This window comes from Arthrobacter sp. 05N428_2 (genome assembly GCF_056397065.1).
In genome coordinates, this window is record NZ_JBFTMR010000002.1 from 110,826 (window position 1) to 127,742 (window position 16,917).

Sequence of the window (16,917 nt, forward strand, 5' to 3'; positions counted from 1 at the left end):
TGTAACTTTTCGTACGGCGGGGGAGTGTGAGTGATCGTCCCCCTGATGTTCTTTTGCCCACCTCTCGATCTTTTCCAGGAGAATGCCAATGAGCGAACTAGCTGAGTCCTCAGAGCGGCCACTTCTAAGTGTTGTCGTTCCTGTGTATAACGTAGCTGAGTGGCTGACCGAATGTCTTGAAAGTATTCGGCGGCAATCCTTCAGTGAGTTTGAGGTACTAATAATCAACGATGGATCGACCGACTCGTCGCTGCAAATCGCGGAGGGCTTTTGCCTAAACGATGCGCGCTTTTCGGTCCACTCATTCGAAAACGGTGGTCTGGGCATGGCGAGAAACAGAGGGATCGCGCTTGCGCGCGGCGCTTACATCTCGTTCCCGGATAGTGACGATCGCCTGCCCGTGGACGCATTTGAAGTCATGATGGACTCGCTACGCAGCAGCGGATCACAAATTGTTGCGGGCAGGGCGGCCGACTTTTATTCGGGCCCGGATAAGTTCCTGACATATTGGACAACCAGCTCGAGCATCTATTCGCAGAAGAAGCAGGGGCTGACTGTGGAGTCGTGTCCGGATCTGATATTGGATCATACTGCCTGGAATAAGATCTTTGCCCTGGACTTTATCCGTGACAACGCTATTCGCTTTTCCGAGAATACCTCCTGCGAGGACGTATTGTTCAGTGCCGTTGCCATTACGCGCGCATCTTCAGTAGACGTGGTCAGCAATTATGTCTACGAGCACCGGCGACGACACGGTGCCATTTCAAATTCGCTATTTGAGAATCGTTTCGTTTCCGAGTGGCTCGTAGAATCGGGCAAGGTTGCCGACGTCATTCGTGCGCAGTCGTCAGAAAAAGTTACGCGAGCGTACGCCAAGCGGATGCTCGAGTCGGAAGCATACAATCGTGCCAAGCATATGAGCCTTGCGTGGCCCCCTCCGCTTGTACGTCAGTTTGCGGATTTCATTGATTTCTTGCGCGAGTTTGTCCCTGCCGACGTATTTGATGAGCTTCCTCTTGCTGTTAAGTCGCTGTATCTTGGCCTGAGCCTGCAATTCAAGACCCCCGAGGATTTGCCTAGGGAACCGCAACTCAGCGTTGTTGTTCCGACTAAGAATGTCGGGCCCTGGCTGGATGAGTGCTTGTACAGTATATTTCGGCAGGGCATCGACTCGATCGAAGTTCTCCTTGTTGATGACGGAAGCACTGACGATACGCTGCTGGTTGCTAGTGAGTTCGTTGAGGCCGGCTTAGTGCGGTATTTCAACACTTTCGGCGCGGGAGGCGGGACTGCACGCAATATTGGAATCCAGCATGCCGTTGGTGAATATATCGCCTTCGCTGACGGAGACGACATTGTGGCCGACGGTGCTTACCGGACGATGATCGACCGTCTCGCCGGTAGCGGGTCTGACATGGTGGTAATGGATTATATGCAGTTTAGCGTCACCAATAGCTGGTCGCCGAATACTGAAAATGAGCTCTTCAGGGACGCCTCCGCGATCACAATTGCCGATAGGCCGGAGTTATTGCTCAACCGCTATTGTTGGAACAAGCTATTTCGCAGAAGCTTTTTTCTTGAGGCCCGTATTTCGTTCCCCGATGTACGAAGGGCAAACGACCTGGTGCCGATGACGCGCGCATACTTGGAGGCAGCTTCTATAGAGGTGGCCGCTGGTTGTTCTTACCTCTATCGCAGACGCCCCGGTACCACGTCGATGTCTGCTCAGGTAGGGTCTACGGCGAGCATGGTGGGATACCTCGAGCAAGTGAATATCGCGCTGGATTCTGTTCGACGCAAGAATGACGCTTCCCTAACGGCCGCCTTCCTTTCAATGCTAGTTCAGGATGATCTTTGGACCCACTTGAAGACGTTCTTTGATTCTCCCGATTCCCGTACAAATTCTGGTCTCGCCGTTATTTCCGCTGCATCCGCTGTGATCAACAAGATTCCGAACGAATTTTTCGATGGTCTACCGGATCAGCAAAGGATTGTCTACTTCTTAATTAAGAAGGCGGACGTAAACGTTTTGCTAAATATGCAAGAAAAGGCTCTGTCTATCCCGAATCTGCGGCTTAGCAAAATGTTTGGCTGGCGGGAGGCACTGCTCGTCCTTGGGTACAATGATCTCGACTTGGACTGGCGCCAAGATCTCTTCGCACGCGGCGTCGTTGACCGCATTCTGCGGGATCTGGATAAATTGCGCCCAGCGGAGTTCGCGGAGGCGCAGCGGCTCGTAGCGTCCTTCGCAAGGAAACGACAACACGGCATTAGCAATTACTTGAGATCGATCGAGGATAAGCGACGTATGGACGCGATTATTTCGGGAGCAAAGGACGGCCTGAGTGTCTATAGCCGTAGTCTGACTTCCCCCGGAATGAAACGGGCCCGAAAGCTTGCTCAGCATATGCCAGCCCCGATGCGAGCGGCTGCAGTCAAAACAGTAAGGGCCGGCCGTCGCTTACAGACTATGGCCTCGAGGAAAGGAAAGTAGACTTGCAGGAAAAATTAGGTATGAGCTCGCGCAGGATACTGGTCTTTCCGTACTGGGATGGCAATCCGTATCAAGATATTTTGTACTTGGCTGCTAAGTCTCGCGGCGTCAGGATCGTGAAGACGACCTCTGTCGACACTTTGGCTTCCCAAGCCAGCCTCAGCGGCGATGGGGATGTCATACACGTTCATTGGACGGCGCCCGTATGCCAGGAGGCACCAAACCGTCGCGAGGCTGAACACCGGCTGCAGCAATTCAAGGACGTTGTCGTAAGTGCCAAGAATCGCGGAGTGCGCTTGGTATGGACCATTCATAACGTACTAGCGCATGAATCGCCGTTCGAAGATTTGGAGATTGAACTCTGTGCCTGGCTGGGATCAGTCGCCGATCTGATCCTGGCAATAAACCCGCGAACCCGCGAGTATGTCGCCGAGTCTTACGATCTCCCGCCTGAGAAGACTGTATTGCTGCGACATTCTAGCTACCGGGGTTGGTATGATGAGGCCGGAACGAAAATTGCAGCCCGCAAGAAGTTGGGCGTCTCCACCGATGCCCGTGCCGTTCTCCTGTTCGGCCATATAAGGCCCTATAAGGGCGCCATTGAGTTGATCGATGCATGTAAGCTTGCTGCCCAAATTGATCCACGCGTCACTCTGCTTTTGGCCGGCAGTACACTTGCGTCAGAGAAGCAGGCGGTCCAGGATGCTCTGGCTGATCCTGCCCTCAAGTCGGTCTCCAAACTGCATTACATTTCTCCTTATCAGGCACCTGATTGGTTTAAGGCCGCGGATTTGGCCGTCATTCCATATCGTGCTTCGCTCAATTCGGGGTCCCTTCACATGGCATCGTCCTTTGGAACTAAGTGTCTGGTTCCTGATCAGGCTCCGCTCAGGACAGTTTTTGGGGACGAAAGATGGGTGGAGTTTTATCACTCGGATGCTAAAATTCAGGAGTTGGCGTATTCGATCATTTCCGCATTCGATGACGCCGAGAAGGCGTCCACTGATGCAACAATGTTCGCTCGTCAGTACACCCCTTATATGATGTCCTCCGATTATGCCGATATCCTCGAGTCAATAGCTAGCTGACGATCTCATGGGCGCCTTAGCGGATTAAGCGAGGCCTAGCCTTCCAACATCGTTGCTGCGCCTTCGGCTGCGTTTCGGTTGCTGCTACTGCGCTGAAGACGGGCAGGACTGTTTCAGCGGACACAGGGAAAACCGACTCTTCAAGGTTAGTGAGGAAGTGGATTCTCGGATGAGTGTCAGGCCGCCGCCCGGGCGGCACTTCTCACGACGATAACCGGCTCTTCGTGGTTGGTGGGGAATTGATTCCGTGTCGTAGGTAGAGAAGGAGCCCATGGCCCTGCTGGGACGAGTGACGCTAGCCCAAGGCTTTCATGACGGGTGGGCCGGGATGGCGTTTAATCGCGGAAAAGTCCTCTGAACTGGGAAAATAGTGGTTGTCGAGACCGTTATTTGCCGACCGAAGGAGTGCCCTTTCGATGCAAAAGTCTACCCGTGTATTCCGTCCGTTCCGGTCACGTTCACCGGCCGGCCGCTGATCTCCCATGCCGGGGTCACGGTCCTCACGAGCTTCATGGATGCCCTGGGTCTCGGCAGGCTGTGTGAGGACAGGCTGTGACCGTTTGTTCCCTCTGGCGCGAGGCACCGGCCGGGCCCACTGGTTGGTTGGTTCTTGGCAGCGATGCTCGCCGCCGGAGGCGAACATGTCTCGTACCTGGACATCCTGCGTTCCTCACCGGGGGTCTTCCGTCATCTTCCCTCGAACGCGACGTTGTCCCTCTTCGAACGCACCGCGGCGAACTCGCAACTCTTCGGCTACGGAGGGGGTGTCAGATTGATTTGTGTAGGAGGGGCTGTAGTCGCTGATCGATTGGAGAATCATTGTGGCTATGACTGATCTTTGAGGTGCTGTCGGAGGAGCTTGCGCCCAGGGCGGCTGCGGCCGGGAGCATGGATGCGTTGAAGGCTTCGGGTGCCTTCGATGAGCTGATGCCGCAGATCGATTCCGGGCAGCCGGAACTCGACGGCAAGGACGGTTTTATCCAGCAGCTGATCAAGGCCCCGCTGAAGCGCGGACTGCAGGCCGAGCTGTCCGGCACCTGGGTTATGACAAGGGCGATCCGGTCGGCCGTTCGTGCCCAGCGCACGCAGCGGGTCCTATCCGAAGACGCTCGGGACCTCCGCGGGGACGTGGACCTGGCCGTGCCGCGGGACCGTGACGGGGCCTTCGCCCCGCATCTGGTCCCGAAGGGTACGCGCCGGACCGGTGGGCTCGATGACAATGATTGTCAGCCTTTACGCCGGCGGGATAACGGTCCGGGACATCGCGCAGCACTTGGAATCCACCCTCGGCACGGAGCTGTCCCACGAGACGATTTCCAAGATCACCGACGAGGTCCTCGAATGGCAGAAACGGCCCTTGGAGCCGCTGTATCCGATCCCGTATCTGGACGCGATCGTCGTCAAGATACGCAACGGACACCAGGTCCAGTACCGCGCCGCGCACGTGGCGGTGGGCGTGGACATGGATTGCATCAAACTTGTCCTGGGGATCTGGGTGGAGGCCACCGAAGGCGCGTAGTTTTGGGCCGGGGTCTGTGCCGAGCGCGCCAACCGCAGGGTGAAGGATGTGCTCATTGTCTGCTGCGACGGGCTGACCGGCTTCCCTGAGGCGATCGCGGCGACGTGGCCGGCCGCGACCGTCCAGACTTGCGTCGTGCACCTGCTCCGGGCTTCGAAGCGGTTCATCGGCGGACGACGGCAGGCGACGGGTCATTGTCGAAACGGACCGCCACCGGGCCGCCCGAACTGCGATGTTGTCGCAAGGCGGAGGAAAGAACGGCGCTTCCATCGGACTCTCCCGTCGCTGGCGCTCTGGAAGTTCTCTGGTTCAAATACTGCTGTCACTGCGAGGAACCCGTCTGTCCGCGGTTCTCCTTCCTCGAATCCACCGACTAGGTCCCGCGCCATGTCCGATCCACCTGCCGTCTCCGGGACCAATTTTTGACGCTGTCATCAGCTCCGGCGGCGCCGTGTCGGAGACCGCTGCCGCATTCGTGGTGTTCTGGTGGACAGTCCGCGCCGCGCTGACCGAAGCATGCCTCCTCACCCTGCCCGACGTGGACGAGCCCAAGCCGCGGATGCTGGGCATCGATGAACACCGATTCCGGTTCGTTCTTCCGTAACCCGGAATCCAGCTCATGGATCCGGCACGAGCCTTGGATGACGACCATCGTGGACCTGGACACCGGCCATGTCCTGGGTATGGTCGACGGACGGGACCACGGGGGCGTCGGCCGCTGGCTCTTCGCCCGCCCGCCCCAGTTGCGCCTCGGTGTGCAGGTCGTCTCGATCGACCCGTCGGCCGCGTTCCGAAAAGCGCTGCGGATGTGGCTGCCCCGCACCGCTGTCGCGGTCGATCACTTCCATCTGGCCTCCCTCGACAACCAGGCCATGACCGAGGCCCGCCAGAACCTGTCCCAGCAGGTCAAGGGCCGACGGGGCCGCCGCATGGACAAGGCCTGGGCCCAACGGATGTTGCTGCTGCGGGCCGGCGACACCGGCTGGCTGAGGTCTTCGCCGCCGACGACCCGACCGGCAAGCTCCAAGCCGTGTGGAAGGTCAGAGAACGGCTCGGGGCGCTGCTGCGCACCAGCTCCCTGGTCGACGCGGCCGCTGCGACCGAACTCAAAACTCTGGTAGAGGACGCCGGACGGCCCGAGACCAACAAGGTTTACCGCACGCTCTGCCAATGGTGGAACGAGATCGAAGTCCTCATCGTCACCGGCGCCACCACCGGCAAGGTCGAAGCCAACAATACCGGCATCAAACACATCAAACGCACCGCCAATCGATTATCCTCATGAGAAGCGCCGTCCGGGCGACGGCTTGACACATCCGGGGATGACTTTCCCCACGAACCGCGAGGAGCCAAATAACAGTCGTCCCAGCAGGACCACGATTCTTTTGCTAGCCAAAAACGATCCCACATCCCCCTAGAACCTCCAAGGTTCCCTTTAGTGGGCACTGACGTCACTAGGTCGATACACGAACTCCGGTGAAGCCGTTGGTGCTGCAAGGTGCTACTTGGACCGAGGGCTGGAAATCCGGGTATCAAGCATTCTCATGTTGTTTCCTTAAGAGCCGGCGCTATCGACAGGTCAGTAAGTTGTTTGACCACCAGGCGGCCATACTCGGTATTCATGTGAAAATAATCGCCCTTAGAATATGGGCTGTCCGCACCAAGGTCCGTAGTATCGGCGAGCCCGAACCGTCCCTGCGTGAAACCGGGACGTCCCAGTGTGGACTGTGGCTGGGCTAGAACAGGCACTCCGCTGGCCTCCAGCTGGCGGAGCCGAAGTTCATACTCCGCTAGGAAGCTGTCGAAATCCTGGGAGTCCGAGAGCTTTCGAAAGAAGCGTAGGTGATCTTCGGTGCGGTCCAGTACCCACTCCAGAGGAAGAGGCTGCTGGACGTAGAAGACGGGCTTTGACGTGTTGAGCTGCAAAGCGTTGATGACCCTCATTGCTTTTGACCCCGCATAGAGGTCATGGCGCATGGCGGCGTGCGCTGCCGACGACAGTAGGTAAGAATGCTCATCGCGCTCGTGCGCTTCAGATCTGAATTTCTCGTAGGTCTTGGCTAATGCCGTAAAGGAAAAGTGCATGCCGAAGACGACAAATAAGTCGTAGGAATTGACATCAACGTCGGGAGAGTGTGCGCACTGGATATCATCAAAGCGTGCAACCTCCTTCGCCCCGTCGAGGATCCTCATCGGTAGCTCTCCGAAGGTGCGTTCAATGTGGAATCTGGCCTTGTGCGAATCGCTGTCGCCCACGCTTTCATTCCAAGCGGGCATGACGTGACCCAAATGGGAATCACCAATAAAGCAATATTTCATTCTCCGAACACCTCCAGCAGGACTTCTTCGCAGAGGATTTCCTCTTCACTTACACGTCCATTGGGCGGTGCGGCTGCGACCGGAGGGTAGGAATGGAAGAAATGCCGCATTACGGTGTTTACGCCTTCCGGTGAGACGCCTCGAAGGGTGTCGTCCCAGAACCGGCCCTTCGCCTGGCTTCCGGTGATGATTTCGAATGATGGGAAATAATCTATGTCGGGGTGGAGTCGGGCAAGTTCCCCCGCTACCGCGCGGAGGACGGATTTCGAATAGGTCGTGGCCACCAAAACATGGTCATCCGTTGCGGTCGCGGCCAGAGCCACCGGAGACACGGTAACAATAAACTTCAGGCCGGGATTGTGCTTATGGAGGAGGAGCCGCAGCTCTTCGAAGTCCGCAAGGATTTCTGTATAATCAAAGTTCTTGAATTCGAACAAAGCAGGGTCAAAATCTCCACTGACGGTGCCCGGTGCCGTGGGGAATACGGTTCCCGATGCAGTGTCCACCCATCCCTCCGTCAGACCGAATGTGTACACCAGAACCGTGGCCGACTTGACCATCCTCCGGACGGCGGCGATGTGCTGTTCTCGGTGCTCCCTTACGGACTCTGGGGTAGTGAGACCGTCAGGCTCCACGGACGGACGCAGGGCGTCGTAGTAGCGCCCATCTTTTGTCCATATCCAGTTGCTTGGCTCTCGCTCGCCTAGGGCCTCCTGGGCAAGCTGGAGCAGCTGGCGAATGTAATAGATGTTGCCGAATCGTGCCGAATAGACGCCGAATCCAAATTTCTCGGCCATTTTCGCGCTGAGGGAGATCGGGGCGGGCTCAGCGTCCAAGACGTTGAAACCGTTGAGCCGCAAGTTTCTAGCAATGTGCTGCGCGAAGCAACTGCCAGCAGTGGCAACGGCATCGAACTCGCCAATGGGAAATTTCCTTTCATGCAAACCATTCAGCGCCTCAGCATCATCTTTGGGCACCCCAGTTTTCCAGAAATTCTTGGCAGGTTTACCCCGATACGGGGAACGCGTTTTCTGGATCTCGATCGAGGCGTCTATTGACGTCATAGGTTCTGTTCCTCCGGGCCTTTTCACTAACTTTGACGAGATGTTGGTCGAGCTTTTCGACGACCACGTGTGGGAAGTTGTGCGACAGATCTAAAGAATTTAACTGGTCGGCATACCGCCCCACGGCTTTTTTGGGTTCCGCTCTGGAAAAACCCTTCGACGCCTGGAAGGGTCCAATTAGACGCCCAGCCGAGTTGTCGTGCACCCGTTCACCGATTTCAACCCGCATGCCCTCCCATATTATCCGGAAGTTAGAGGCGATGCCTGGAAGGTTCAAGGACTGATAGGGCAGAACCGCGCCGCTGTTCAGCATGCGGGTGTACGGTGCCAATCCTATGTCGGCCGCGCCCATGTAGTTCTGAACAATATGATTCACGCTTTTTTGCTTTCGATCAGGACGTTGGGATCTGCCTCGCACCCCGCGGCAAACTCGGCGACCTCCGGGGTGCCGTCCAGTTTACCGGCGACCAACAGCGTACGGGGAACGGATAGGCCAGCGGCACAGGGCACGTCAGGGAATCTAGCAACCTGTTCAGACCCTTGTACGCCTTGAAGGACCCCAGGACAACGTAGACACGGTCTTTGGGAAGAATACCGAACTCAAGCCGAGCGTTGTTCCGCGTGACGTAGCCCCGTAGGTCAGCCGATAGTCGGATGCGGGACCGTCGACGATCTCTCCCCGTGGATGATTACGGCGGAGGCCATCGTTTCGGCCAAAGCATCGGCGAGCACATGAAGGAGGTCGGCTTCGTCTATAAGAATCTGCCGGGCGCTCATTTCGAGATCCAGGGAGGACGGAATGAAGTTGTGAGGTGTCCGGACAATTCCGCCGCGTCAGCTTTTGGACGACCGGATGGCATCCCGGAAATCCTGCAAGTTTTCGTCACGCTCGCGCAACTCATAATTCCGTTCGAGACAAAGAAAGTCCAATGGATATGAGGGATTACGCGGAAACGCGTCGTGCCGCACATCGGCCAATTTGTCTAAAGTCCAGCTGTCAATAATGAGGGCGGTTGCAATTTCATAATGGGCGGCGGCCTTGCAGAGCAGGGATTGGTAGGGATTGACCCTTCCGACCGGCGTAGAGCCGATAACGGGCGGCCCCATCCGGAAGTGGCTGCCAGCATCTCGATGGCTGCATTGGCTTCGGCGAGAGGCGAGCCCTCCGCTTTAGAGCACTCCTTGGCTCTAGCTGCACAGGCATCCTCGTGGAACGGATTCTTAGTTATGCTCGGAATTTTTAGCGATTTTCGGCTGGACAGGCTCCCCTCCCGAGGTAGTTCCAGCCACGTCACTGTCCGAAGTCCTGCAGCCTCTTTCCCAAATCGAGCAGCTCCGCGATCGCGGCTATGGTCCGCGCAGCCGCATGCCCGTCACCGTAAGGATTTACGGCGTTGGCCATGGAATCGAAGTGCGCCGGATCATTCAGCAGGCGGTCCACTTCTTTCACGATGCGATCTTCATCTGTTCCGATGAGGGCCACGGTGCCTGCGTGAACAGCTTCGGGCCGCTCGGTGTTGTCACGCATCACCAGGACTGGCTTGCCCAGGATCGGTGCTTCTTCCTGCACCCCGCCAGAGTCGGTCAGGATGATGTGCGCAAGGGACAGGATTCGGGTGAATTCGCCGTAGGGGAGAGGTTCCGTGACAATGACGTTCGGTTTGCCTTCGAGGGCGGGCAGCACAGCTTCGCGCACGGCTGGATTCTTGTGGGCAGGCAGCACAATAACGAGGTCGGGCTCCGCATCTGCGATTCTGGCCAGCGCCCTGCCCACGCCGCGCATGGCGTCACCCTGGTTTTCGCGTCGGTGAGTGGTGACCAGAAGGATCTTTCGCCCGGCGCCAGCAAGGTCTTCCAGTCGGTGGTCGGCGAACGGTATTTGCTTTCCGACGGTGGTGAGCAGGGCATCAATGACAGTATTACCGGTCACGACGACGTCCTGCGGGTTCACTCCTTCGGCCACGAGATTTGACTTGCTGACGCTGGTGGGAGCCAGGTGCAGGCTCGCAAGCTGGCTCGTCAGCTTGCGGTTGGCCTCTTCCGGGAATGGGGAGAACAAATCACCGCTGCGAAGGCCGGCTTCGACGTGCACCACTGGGATGCCGTGGTAGAAGGCCGCGATGGCTCCTGCAGTGGAGGTAGTCGTGTCGCCCTGGACCACGACAGCGTCGGGCTTGTTGTCGCTGAAGAGCTTGTCCAGCCCGTCGATGGTTCGGGTCATAATGGCCGAGAGTGACTGGCGCGGCTGCAGGATATCCAGGTCATGGGCAGGGACGATGCCGAAGAGTTCGTTGACTTGGTCGAGCATCTCGCGGTGCTGGCCAGTGACAGTGACTGTGCATTCAAACAGCTCTGATTGCTGCAGGGCGGCGACGATTGGGGCCATTTTGATGGCCTCCGGCCTCGTCCCAAAGATCGGCATGATCGTAGGCACGGTTTTTCCCCCAGAGTAAATAAACGAATGTTGCCCTTAATGCTACGGGCATGGGCTTCTAACGATTGAATCGATGGGTCCGCAGTTCACTAAGTGAGTTGAAGGCCATCAAGGCAATTGGGGGAGACACCGTGATCACCTTCGGGTCCCGCCTGGCGCCGGTGAGCGTTGCCGGGATTCCCGCGGACTGCCAGATCTCAACGGTCAATTGCGCCCAGTCAGCCGCGAGCGGTGTTCTGCTGAACCGGGTATTCACCTACGCGGACGCCAGCCAGTGGGGACCCGCCGCCGTCCGATGCCCTCGCGACCGGAGCATCACCAACAACAACAAGCTCTTCACCGTACTAGTACTACCCACCACCGGCGCCGGATGCGACGCCTCAAACAACCTGTACGACGTCGTGGTTGTCAGCGGCAGCAGCGCGCCAGGCGCGGGCGCTACAGGCTCCCTGGCCCGGGCCTGGACAGACCAAGGGATGAAGTTCTACCCGGGCATGCCCATCCCGTCCAACAGAACCGATGTGGCCTACCTTCCGGACATGTCCTTTCAGGACACGTTCAGGCAGTTCACCGACCGGTACCTGCAATACCAAGCAGCGGCCAACAACGTGCCAGGGCTTGCCGGCTTCTACCTGTCCACCGAGATGCCTCTCAACGATGGGCCGGCCTTTGAACCCGCACTGACTGTCTACCGGATACAGAACCAAGCCATCCGGGCCATTATGCCGGGCCGCGGCGCCGTCGTGAGCCCCTACATTGACGCGCGTACCGCCGCGCCGGGCCACGGCTCTCCGGGGCAAGCACAGGGCGGGGCGCGCAACATAGCGCTCACTGCTGGCGGAACACCCTTGAGCATCGCCGTTCAGGACGGGATGGGGACCGGCAAAGGCGGCGCCTACTTCGGCAGCGAGGCAAACTCGCCCGTGGACCAGTTTGCCGCGGCCACGGTGGGGGCGGGCGCCTGGGGCAGCAAATACGTGGCCCCGAACCGGGACTACTTCCAGGCGGCGGCCGCCGGAGTGGCCGGAACCGGGGCGACTCTCTGGGCGAACATGGAAGGAATGGCACCCGCCAACGGAACCAATCCGTGCGATGCAAACCTTTGGGGCCAAACGACGAAGGGGCGGATCGACAGGCAGCTCCAGCAGATGGCCAACGCCCCGCGCAAGATCCTTTCCTTCATGTGGGACACGTACTACACCTGCGTCGGGACCGGCGTGCCCCTGGCGCAGCAACTACAGAACGGAAAAAATCCTCCCATCGTCACCGACAGCAGCTTTAACGCAGCCTCCGGCGCATTACAGGTAACCGGCTTCAATCTCAGCGGGGCGACTGTCGAACTGCGGTGGACCACTGCGGCAGGTCTGGTGCAATCCAAGACCGTGGCTGCCTCCGGCTACAACCCTGTGTTCGGCCAGCAGCAGGGGCTGAACCCGGGTCTGGAAAGCATCAATGCCAGCATGGGGGCAACGACCCTAGGAGCCGGAAAGTACTACATCGTCAAAGTGACCGACGGCTGGGGCGCCACCAACCCCCTCTATGCGAAGAGCGGATGAGAGCCGACCTGCTCACCGGCGCCGCGGCCTCAGCCGGCGAGTACCAGTGCGGCTATGAGCACCGGCAGGCTGACAAGGACGGCAATTACCAGGACCAAAGCCACCAGGCGTTTACGCCGGTACGTGGCTTCGTCCGGCGAAGCGGCCGCGGCGGAGCGTTTCGCGGAAGGTGGGCCCGCGGCCGGTTGGTGGGGCTCGGGGTACGGTTCCGCGCCGGGGACCAGCAGCAGATCGGAAATGTCGTCACGGAAGCGGCGCCGGCGCAGGTGCCGGGGCGCGGGGACCCGCGGGGGAGTGTCATCCGTTGCGTGTTCCAACGTCTTTCCTCCTCGCTCGTTCGGTGACCGTCGTCGTCGACGTTCGATACCGGGCCGGCCTCAATTCTTACATCACCGGGCGGCGGACGAGCATTCCGGCCGCAGCGACACATCGATCAGGCCGCCGGTCTCGATCACGAAACGCCTCAGCCACTGTGCCGGTGAGATATCCGGGTGCGAGGGCACCATCTGCACATCGGCCGTCGCGCATTGCTCCATCAGCCGTCCGGCCCGGGTGAGGTGGTAGCTGGAGGTCACCACCGTGATGGACTTCCAGCCGTTCGCGGCCACCAGTTTCCGGACGGCCTGCGCCTCACCCCGGGTGTCGTAGTCATCCGGGCGGAAGCAGACCAGGCCGGAGTTGGGGAATTGCGCTGTATTGCACGTTTCATCGGCCAGCTTGTTGCCCGGGGTGTCCGTATGGGAAAGCGCCAGCACGGGCGCGCCCAGTTCCTGCTGGATCCGTTGCGCCACCGGCAGGCGTTCGGAACTGGCGCCGCCCAGCATGATGACCGCGTCCGTGCGGTGCATGGTCAGGGGATCAACGTTGACGAAGAGCTGGACGGCGATGATCAGCCAGAGAATAACCGCCCCGAGGGCGAACGCCAGGCCCTGTGCCGTTGCGGGCGGCACGGTGAGGGCGGGTCGGGGCATGCCTAAGAGTTTGGCATGTGCCCTTCCATGCACGAAATACGAGCGCATTTGGGGGTCGCCTCGACTTGGGGCCGCTCCGGGCGCCCGGGCTATGGCTCCAGCAGCCCGAGCAGGTAGGTTCCGTAGCCGCTCTTCACGAGGGGTTCGGCCCGCGCCCGCAGTTCGTCGTCGCTGAGGAACCCCAGACGCCACGAGATCTCCTCCGGCGCGCCGATGATCAGTCCCTGCCGCTTTTGGACCGTCCTGACGAAATTCGAGGCGTCGTTAAGGTCGTCAAAAGTCCCGGTATCCAGCCAGGCAGTGCCGCGGGGCAAAATTTCGACGTGCAACTTATCCAGGCCAAGATACGCCCTGTTCACATCCGTAATTTCGAGTTCCCCGCGGGCCGACGGTTTGAGCTCGCGGGCAATTTCTACCACATCGTTGTCATAGAAATACAGGCCCGGAACCGCGTAATTGCTTTTTGGAACTCCGGGTTTTTCCTCCAGCGTGAGCACCCGTCCGGCGCCGTCAAACTCGACCACACCGTAGGCACCCGGATTCTGGACCCAATAGCCGAAGACCGCACCGCCGTCTACGTTGGTGTACCGGGCCAGTTGGGTTCCCATGCCCGGTCCGTAGAAAATGTTGTCGCCCAGCACCAAGGCCACCGAATCGCGGCCGATGTGTTCCTCTCCGAGGACGAACGCCTGGGCCAACCCGTCCGGAGAGGGCTGGACTTTATAGGAGATGCTGACTCCGAATTGTGAGCCGTCCCCCAACAGCCGGCGGAAGGGCTCCGAGTCCTGTGGCGCCGTGATGATGAGGATGTCCCGGATGCCAGCCAGAATCAGCGTAGACAGCGGATAGTAGATCATCGGCTTGTCGTAGACCGGGACCAGCTGTTTGCTGATCCCGAACGTAATTGGATGCAAGCGTGATCCGGTACCCCCGGCCAAAATAATTCCCCGCATTGGCACATCATTCTTGTTTATCGGAGATACCGCAACAGGTATGGTCTTGCAATATGCAGCGATTACTGATTACCGGCGGGGCAGGCTTCATCGGTGCCAACTTCGTACGCCACGCCCTGGCGCACACCGAAGATCACGTCACGGTCCTCGACAAGCTCACCTACGCGGGCACCGTGGCGTCGCTGGCGGGCCTTCCCGCGGACCGCTTCCGGTTCGTGCAGGGCGATATCTGCGACGCCGAGGTGGTGGACAGCCTTATGGCGCAGGCCGACGTCGTGGTCCACTACGCCGCGGAGTCCCACAACGACAACTCGCTGCACGACCCGCGACCGTTCCTCAATACGAACATCATCGGCACGTACACGCTGATCGAGGCCGCACGCAAGCACAACAAACGCTTCCACCACATCTCCACCGACGAGGTCTACGGCGACCTGGATCTCGATGATCCGGAGCGCTTCACCGAGACCACGCCGTACAGCCCGTCGAGTCCGTACTCGTCGACCAAGGCGGGATCGGACCTGCTGGTGCGTGCCTGGGTGCGGTCCTTCGGCCTGCAGGCGACCATCAGCAACTGCTCCAACAACTATGGGCCCTACCAGCACGTGGAGAAATTCATTCCGCGCCAGATCACCAACGTGATCGACGGAATCAGGCCCAAGCTCTACGGGAAGGGCGAGAACGTCCGCGACTGGATCCACGCCAATGACCACTCCTCCGCCGTGCTGGCCATCATTGCCAAGGGCCGCATCGGCGAGACGTACCTGATCGGCGCCGACGGGGAAAAGAACAACAAGGACGTCGTCGAACTGATCCTCAAACACATGGACCAGGCACCGGACGCCTACGACCACGTCGTCGACCGCGCCGGCCATGACCTGCGCTACGCCATCGACTCCGCCAAGCTCCGCACCGAACTCGGCTGGCAGCCGCAGTTCTCCAACTTCGACGCCGGCATCGAGGACACGATTCGCTGGTACCGGAACAACGAGGACTGGTGGCGTCCCCAGAAGGCCGCGACCGAAGCCAAGTACCAGGAACAGGGCCAGTAGAAGATGACGATCGAGTTTTCGAAAAAGCTCACCGCCCACGAAACCCCAATTCCCGGCGTCGTTCTCTACGACCTCCCGGTCCACGGCGACAACCGCGGCTGGTTCAAGGAAAACTGGCAGCGCGAAAAGATGGTGGGGCTCGGCCTGCCTGACTTCCGGCCCGTCCAAAACAACATCTCGTTCAACGAAAAGGCCGGCACCACCCGCGGCATCCATGCCGAACCGTGGGACAAATTCATCTCCGTGGCCACCGGCAGGATTTTCGGTGCCTGGGTCGACCTGCGGGAAGGGCCCACTTTCGGCGCGGTGTTCACCGCCGAGCTGGATCCCAGCCAGGCGATCTTCATTCCCCGCGGAGTGGGCAACGCCTTCCAGACGCTCGAAGACAACACCGCCTACACCTACCTGGTCAATGACCACTGGTCCGCCGATGCCCAGGGCAAATACACGTTCTTGAACCTCGCCGATGAGACCGCGGCGATTGCCTGGCCTATTCCCTTGGACCAGGCCGAGCTCTCGGACAAGGACAAGGCCCACCCGCGCCTGGCGGACGTTGCGCCGATGCCGGCAAAGAAGACGCTCGTCGTCGGCGCTGATGGACAGCTCGGCAAGGCACTGCGGAAACTGTACGACGGCGACAATTCCGTCGAGTTCGCCGGGCGGGCTGAGTTTGACCTCGGAAGTGATGATGCGTTCGCGGCGCGGCACTGGAAGAACTACTCAACCATCATCAACGCCGCCGCCTACACCGCGGTCGACGAAGCCGAAACCGCCGAGGGGAGGGCCGCCGCTTGGGCCGTCAACGTCACCGCCGTCGCGCGGTTGGCCAGGACCGCGGTCGAACACGATCTACGGCTCGTTCACGTTTCCTCCGACTACGTTTTTGACGGCACCCGGGACGTTCACACAGAAGACGAGCCGCTCTCGCCGCTGGGGGTGTACGGCCAGACCAAGGCCGCGGGCGACGCCGTCGTCAGTGTGGTGCCGCGGCACTACATCGTGCGCACCAGCTGGGTGATCGGCGAGGGCAACAACTTCGTCCGCACCATGGCATCGCTGGCCGGTCGGGGAATTGCGCCGTCCGTCGTGAACGACCAGACCGGCCGGTTGAGCTTCGCTGAGGACATCGCGGCGGGAATCCGGCACCTCCTGGACACCGCCGCGCCGTACGGCACCTACAACCTCAGTAACGACGGCGAGCCCTGCACCTGGGCGGACATCGCGGAGGAGGTCTACGAACTGAGCGGCAGCCCGGGCTCTTCGGTGCAGGGCGTCAGCGCGGCAGAGTACTTCGCCGGGAAGAATGCGGCACCGCGGCCGGCGAGCAGCACGCTGGACCTAGGCAAACTTACGTCCCAGGGCTTCAGCCCGCCTACGGCCGAAGCCAGGCTCCGGCAGTACCTAAACGGCCCGGGCTGACCCGGGGCTCCCCGCCCCGGACACGCCATTGTCACCCCCTCGCGGTAG

At 59.8% G+C, this 16,917-nt stretch carries 16 protein-coding genes and 3 pseudogenes; 12 read left to right on the top strand and 7 right to left on the bottom strand.

Annotated features, from left to right (window positions below; all coding sequences use genetic code 11):
• Positions 1–88 precede the first annotated feature (88 nt).
• The 8 genes and pseudogenes from AC1DGI_RS02195 to AC1DGI_RS02230 all read left to right on the top strand — a co-directional run bounded on the left by AC1DGI_RS02195 (position 89) and on the right by AC1DGI_RS02230 (position 6,386).
• Positions 89–2,494 carry a glycosyltransferase family 2 protein gene (locus tag AC1DGI_RS02195; RefSeq protein ID WP_476897597.1) on the top strand — a complete coding sequence of 802 codons (2,406 nt, stop codon included), beginning with the start codon at positions 89–91 and terminating at the stop codon, positions 2,492–2,494.
• Positions 2,495–2,496: 2 nt separating this feature from the next.
• The gene (locus tag AC1DGI_RS02200) at positions 2,497–3,582 is read left to right on the top strand and encodes a glycosyltransferase (RefSeq protein WP_476897598.1); all 1,086 of its coding nucleotides are present in this window, start codon (positions 2,497–2,499) and stop codon (positions 3,580–3,582) included.
• A 388-nt stretch (positions 3,583–3,970) separates the two neighbouring features.
• Positions 3,971–4,342, top strand: a pseudogene (locus AC1DGI_RS02205) (hypothetical protein); the annotation flags it as partial.
• A 167-nt stretch (positions 4,343–4,509) separates the two neighbouring features.
• Positions 4,510–4,602: pseudogene (locus AC1DGI_RS02210) on the top strand (hypothetical protein); the annotation flags it as partial.
• 52 nt (positions 4,603–4,654) lie between these two features.
• Positions 4,655–5,527, top strand: a pseudogene (locus AC1DGI_RS02215) (IS256 family transposase).
• A 25-nt stretch (positions 5,528–5,552) separates the two neighbouring features.
• On the top strand, positions 5,553–5,705 hold the full coding sequence (locus AC1DGI_RS02220; RefSeq protein WP_476897599.1) for a hypothetical protein: 153 nt from the start codon (positions 5,553–5,555) through the stop codon (positions 5,703–5,705).
• Between the two features lie 79 nt (positions 5,706–5,784).
• Entirely contained in the window at positions 5,785–6,222 is a 438-nt protein-coding gene (locus AC1DGI_RS02225) for a transposase (RefSeq protein ID WP_476897761.1), read from the top strand.
• Positions 6,132–6,386 carry a transposase gene (locus AC1DGI_RS02230; protein ID WP_476897600.1) on the top strand — a complete coding sequence of 85 codons (255 nt, stop codon included), beginning with the start codon at positions 6,132–6,134 and terminating at the stop codon, positions 6,384–6,386. The genes AC1DGI_RS02225 and AC1DGI_RS02230 overlap by 91 nt, the downstream gene beginning before the upstream one ends.
• A gap of 257 nt (positions 6,387–6,643) precedes the next feature.
• Here the strand turns inward: AC1DGI_RS02230 and AC1DGI_RS02235 are convergent, their stop codons facing one another.
• From AC1DGI_RS02235 to AC1DGI_RS02245, 3 genes are read right to left on the bottom strand one after another with little or no spacing between them, the layout of a single operon-like run.
• A complete protein-coding gene (locus AC1DGI_RS02235; RefSeq protein WP_476897601.1) occupies positions 6,644–7,357 on the bottom strand; it encodes a hypothetical protein in 714 nt (237 codons plus the stop codon).
• Between the two features lie 59 nt (positions 7,358–7,416).
• Positions 7,417–8,484 carry a GSCFA domain-containing protein gene (locus AC1DGI_RS02240; protein WP_476897602.1) on the bottom strand — a complete coding sequence of 356 codons (1,068 nt, stop codon included), beginning with the start codon at positions 8,482–8,484 and terminating at the stop codon, positions 7,417–7,419.
• Positions 8,426–8,860 carry a hypothetical protein gene (locus AC1DGI_RS02245; protein ID WP_476897603.1) on the bottom strand — a complete coding sequence of 145 codons (435 nt, stop codon included), beginning with the start codon at positions 8,858–8,860 and terminating at the stop codon, positions 8,426–8,428. Before AC1DGI_RS02245 ends, AC1DGI_RS02240 begins: the two co-directional genes overlap by 59 nt.
• 305 nt (positions 8,861–9,165) lie before the next feature.
• On the opposite strand from AC1DGI_RS02245, the gene AC1DGI_RS02250 reads away from it, so the two are divergent.
• Positions 9,166–9,423, top strand: a complete 258-nt coding sequence (locus tag AC1DGI_RS02250; RefSeq protein WP_476897604.1) for a hypothetical protein — start codon at positions 9,166–9,168, stop codon at positions 9,421–9,423.
• 352 nt (positions 9,424–9,775) lie between these two features.
• Here AC1DGI_RS02250 and wecB read toward each other — a convergent pair whose 3' ends face one another.
• Positions 9,776–10,918, bottom strand: a complete 1,143-nt coding sequence (gene wecB / locus AC1DGI_RS02255; RefSeq protein ID WP_476897605.1) for a non-hydrolyzing UDP-N-acetylglucosamine 2-epimerase — start codon at positions 10,916–10,918, stop codon at positions 9,776–9,778.
• Positions 10,919–11,016: 98 nt separating this feature from the next.
• On the opposite strand from wecB, the gene AC1DGI_RS02260 reads away from it, so the two are divergent.
• A complete protein-coding gene (locus AC1DGI_RS02260; RefSeq protein ID WP_476897606.1) occupies positions 11,017–12,474 on the top strand; it encodes a hypothetical protein in 1,458 nt (485 codons plus the stop codon).
• Positions 12,475–12,503: 29 nt separating this feature from the next.
• Here the strand turns inward: AC1DGI_RS02260 and AC1DGI_RS02265 are convergent, their stop codons facing one another.
• From AC1DGI_RS02265 to rfbA, 3 genes are all read right to left on the bottom strand, one after another.
• Positions 12,504–12,791 (bottom strand): hypothetical protein, encoded by a 288-nt coding sequence (locus tag AC1DGI_RS02265; protein WP_476897607.1) that lies wholly within the window; start codon positions 12,789–12,791, stop codon positions 12,504–12,506.
• A 72-nt stretch (positions 12,792–12,863) separates the two neighbouring features.
• On the bottom strand, positions 12,864–13,445 hold the full coding sequence (locus tag AC1DGI_RS02270) for a YdcF family protein (protein ID WP_476897608.1): 582 nt from the start codon (positions 13,443–13,445) through the stop codon (positions 12,864–12,866).
• Positions 13,446–13,534: 89 nt separating this feature from the next.
• Positions 13,535–14,398: a glucose-1-phosphate thymidylyltransferase RfbA gene (gene rfbA, locus AC1DGI_RS02275; protein ID WP_476897609.1), complete on the bottom strand. Its 864-nt coding sequence runs from the start codon at positions 14,396–14,398 to the stop codon at positions 13,535–13,537.
• Between the two features lie 53 nt (positions 14,399–14,451).
• Between rfbA and rfbB the strand changes: the two genes are divergently transcribed.
• Both rfbB and AC1DGI_RS02285 read left to right on the top strand, forming a co-directional pair.
• Positions 14,452–15,450, top strand: a complete 999-nt coding sequence (gene rfbB, locus AC1DGI_RS02280) for a dTDP-glucose 4,6-dehydratase (RefSeq protein WP_476897610.1) — start codon at positions 14,452–14,454, stop codon at positions 15,448–15,450.
• Between the two features lie 3 nt (positions 15,451–15,453).
• Entirely contained in the window at positions 15,454–16,869 is a 1,416-nt protein-coding gene (locus AC1DGI_RS02285; RefSeq protein ID WP_476897611.1) for a sugar nucleotide-binding protein, read from the top strand.
• Positions 16,870–16,917 lie beyond the last annotated feature (48 nt).